General features: G+C 36.5%; 4 protein-coding genes. 1 reads left to right on the forward strand and 3 read right to left on the reverse strand.

Annotated elements, in window-relative coordinates:
- Positions 1-123: 123 nt before the first annotated feature.
- On the reverse strand, positions 124-360 hold the full coding sequence (locus Cyrtocomes_RS05755; RefSeq protein ID WP_322497510.1) for a transposase: 237 nt from the start codon (positions 358-360) through the stop codon (positions 124-126).
- 112 nt (positions 361-472) lie between these two features.
- On the opposite strand from Cyrtocomes_RS05755, the gene Cyrtocomes_RS05760 reads away from it, so the two are divergent.
- Positions 473-670, forward strand: coding sequence for a hypothetical protein (locus Cyrtocomes_RS05760; protein WP_322498235.1), 198 nt, complete (start codon positions 473-475; stop codon positions 668-670).
- A 711-nt stretch (positions 671-1,381) separates the two neighbouring features.
- Here the strand turns inward: Cyrtocomes_RS05760 and Cyrtocomes_RS05765 are convergent.
- Positions 1,382-2,542, reverse strand: coding sequence for a DEAD/DEAH box helicase (locus tag Cyrtocomes_RS05765; protein WP_322498236.1), 1,161 nt, complete (start codon positions 2,540-2,542; stop codon positions 1,382-1,384).
- Between the two features lie 190 nt (positions 2,543-2,732).
- Positions 2,733-2,903 carry a hypothetical protein gene (locus Cyrtocomes_RS05770; protein ID WP_322498237.1) on the reverse strand — a complete coding sequence of 57 codons (171 nt, stop codon included), beginning with the start codon at positions 2,901-2,903 and terminating at the stop codon, positions 2,733-2,735.
- Positions 2,904-3,021 lie beyond the last annotated feature (118 nt).

The raw sequence follows: 3,021 nt of genomic DNA on the forward strand, positions 1-3,021 counted from the left end.
CTCCTTTGGATCTTCCTAGCCCTTGCATACCAGTTTCGGTATTTTTTAAAGCATCAGCCGAATGCTGATGCGCTCTAATGATCGTAGAATCTATCATTAACCATTCATTATCACTATCCACGGCTAAGGTATCATTTGCCATATTCCAGCTTTAGCCCATCTAATAAATCTTTTATGAACTGTAGGCCATTTGCCATATTCCACAGGAAGCGCTCTCCATGGCCCACCAGTTCTGGCAACACACATCACTGCTCTTATAAATCCACGGTTATCGTATCCTCTACGTCCTCTATCTCCACTTTTCCCAGGTAAAATATCTTTAATAATTTCCCATTGATCATCCCTCAAGTCATATAACATTTTAGCCTCATAATGAGTTGCTAAAATAGCAGCACATAAAAATCTTAAATGTCGACACTACCTAGTTTTTATAGACGACAATGGATTAAAAAATTTCTTCTGTCTGAAGAACATGGAATTCAAGGATCTTTTTCCAGAATGTAGCGATATCCTTTATAAATACTTAGATGATATAATGAAGACAAAAGAAGATTTTCAAACGAAATATTTTAATAGTAATAGAGAAGTCTTAGAAAAGCTCTTAAAAAGAAGTGATGGGTTACCTATGTTTAATGCTGCAATCATTGATATATTCTCTCTTTATGTCTGAATTCATCATAACATCTACTCCCAACTCTACTAAAACATATAATTGATTATCTTCTATTCATCTATAATATATACCACTGTCCATCTTGCTAATTTCTTTTATAAACCTATCTCTTACCAGCATCTCTCTTCGTATAACTATAATCTATTCTTTTATATTGTGCGTCTGCATACCTTCTGTGGCCATAAAAATGAGAGCTCTTCACTGCTTTTATCGTTATTTTGCTCTATAAATTCCCTAAATTTAATCTTGTATTGTCATTGGTTTTATCTGATATCCTTTTTTAGACCCATAATTCCCAGTATTTTCATATCTGTTTTTCCATCTATATAGCTAAGTCAGTATAAAACGTCATATAAAATAAGAGTTAAAAAGCTAGAGCAGTATTGTTGCGCCATTCTATACTATTTTAGCTATAGAATATCACCTTCTCTCAGGAGAATAGGATATTTGAAGGTTATTTTCATTTAAAAAGAACGGCATACGGCAACGTTCCTTTAATTTCATAATGGCTTCCCACATTTTAACAAGCTTCTTTATGTTTTTCTCCAGTGTTAGAGGGAGCATGATAACCTACATTAATATTGTGGATTTCAATCTTATTGCGATAATAGTATTTTTGATAAAATTCTTTGCGATAAAATACCATCTCTTGATGGAGATGGTATTTTGGATCGCAATTTTGGCTTTTGCCTGCTTTTGTATTGCGTTTTAGAATCGTCTTTTTCTTCTACGTCCTTGAACCACTTTTTTAGAATCTTTTTTCAGCTCATCATTCGCGACTGGGCGGTCAGGGTTGAGGATGCGATCAATAGCATTCCATTTCCCCTTATCTGCAGGTGTAATAAGATTGAGGGCAAATCCTGCAGCTCCTGCACGTGCTGTACGGCCTATGCGATGCACATAATCTTCTGGGCACTGCGGTAAGTCGTAGTTAATAACATGCTCAATATGTAGTATATCTAATCCACGCGCAGCAACATCAGTTGCAACTAAGATGCGATATTTTTTATTCCTAAAGTCATTCATTACACGCTCACGCTTCTGTTGGCGCAGATCGCCATGAATAGCTTGCGCATCATGCCCTTCTTTAAAAAGTTTTAGGGCCATTCTATCTGCGGCACTTTTTGTCTTTATAAAGATAATAATTGATCCTCCACGGGCATCGAGCTGGGTTATCAAGCTTTGGTACTTTTCAGCCTCGCTCACATAAATACTCTCTTGTTGAATATTTGCGGCAGGTGCTGAAGTAGAGCTTACTGCTACATGAGAAGGGTTATTTAAATATTTTTCAGCCATGCACACAATATTTTGAGGCATAGTAGCAGAAAACAAAAGTGTTTGACGCTCTGCTGATAAACCCTGAAGAATGTTTTCAATTTGAATTGTAAACCCCATATCCAGCATTCGATCTGTTTCATCCAAAACAAGAAAATCCGTATGTTTGAGATGAAATGTACCACGTTTTATGTGATCGTTAATACGGCCAGGTGTACCAACAATTAATCTTGGTCGCCTACGTAATTGTTGGAGCTGTTTTGGAATAGAGTCACCACCAATTAAAAGTGCATGCTTAATCATAGACTGCTCCCCTAACAGAGCCTTTAACTGATTCATTACCTGAGAAGCAAGCTCGCGTGTAGGCGTCATGACAAGTGCTGCGCCATTTGGATTATTAATTAATTTTGCAACAAGCGGAATACCAAAGGCCCCAGTCTTTCCAGTCCCTGTTTGTGCGGATCCTAATATATCTTTTCCCTCAAGAGCCAAAGGTATAGCCTCTGCTTGAATTGGGGTAGGATCATTAAATTGCATTTGCCGTAAGGTTTTATTAAGAGCCTCTGGAAGGCCCATGGATTCAAAACTTTTCATCTTTGTCCTATCTTAAAAAAATTGGAATTATAGAGATTTCATCTCCAGCACCATACATCGTAATGGTCCGATGGATTACTCTTATCCGAAAATGCTTAGATCTATAACAGCACGTTAGATCTTCAAGGATGTGTCAACTCATGTTATGAGATCACATCATCAGCATCATTTTTTCAAGAGTAGTAGAGATTCAAGCCGGAATTGTACAGAGGTTTTGAGAATAAAACAAGAGCCATATTGTAATAAAAGGATTATTTTCATTGCTTATATGGATAGCTTCTTTTTCCATTTGCTTTCTTTTTTTTAAAACAGCAACTTTTGTGGATATCTCTACTGTTTTATAAAATACTACTCTCTCCACTTAGGCACTGTTAACAAAGGTTGTATTTAATAGATGCTAAAGCTATAAAGGCAAGGAAAGAGAGATCGGATTTCTCAAATCGTAATGCTAAGCGTCGATTTTCTTTGAGTTTAGCGAA

Source organism: Candidatus Cyrtobacter comes (assembly GCF_034470605.1).
Lineage (GTDB): Bacteria > Pseudomonadota > Alphaproteobacteria > Rickettsiales > Midichloriaceae > Cyrtobacter > Cyrtobacter comes.

Excerpts from the sequence above, each read along its gene's own strand:
- Cyrtocomes_RS05765 (WP_322498236.1), bottom strand. The coding sequence starts at position 2,542 with ATGAAAAGTTTTGAATCCATGGGCCTTCCAGAGGCTCTTAATAAAACC.
- Cyrtocomes_RS05760 (WP_322498235.1), top strand. The coding sequence starts at position 473 with ATGGAATTCAAGGATCTTTTTCCAGAATGTAGCGATATCCTTTATAAA.
- Cyrtocomes_RS05755 (WP_322497510.1), bottom strand. The coding sequence starts at position 360 with ATGTTATATGACTTGAGGGATGATCAATGGGAAATTATTAAAGATATT.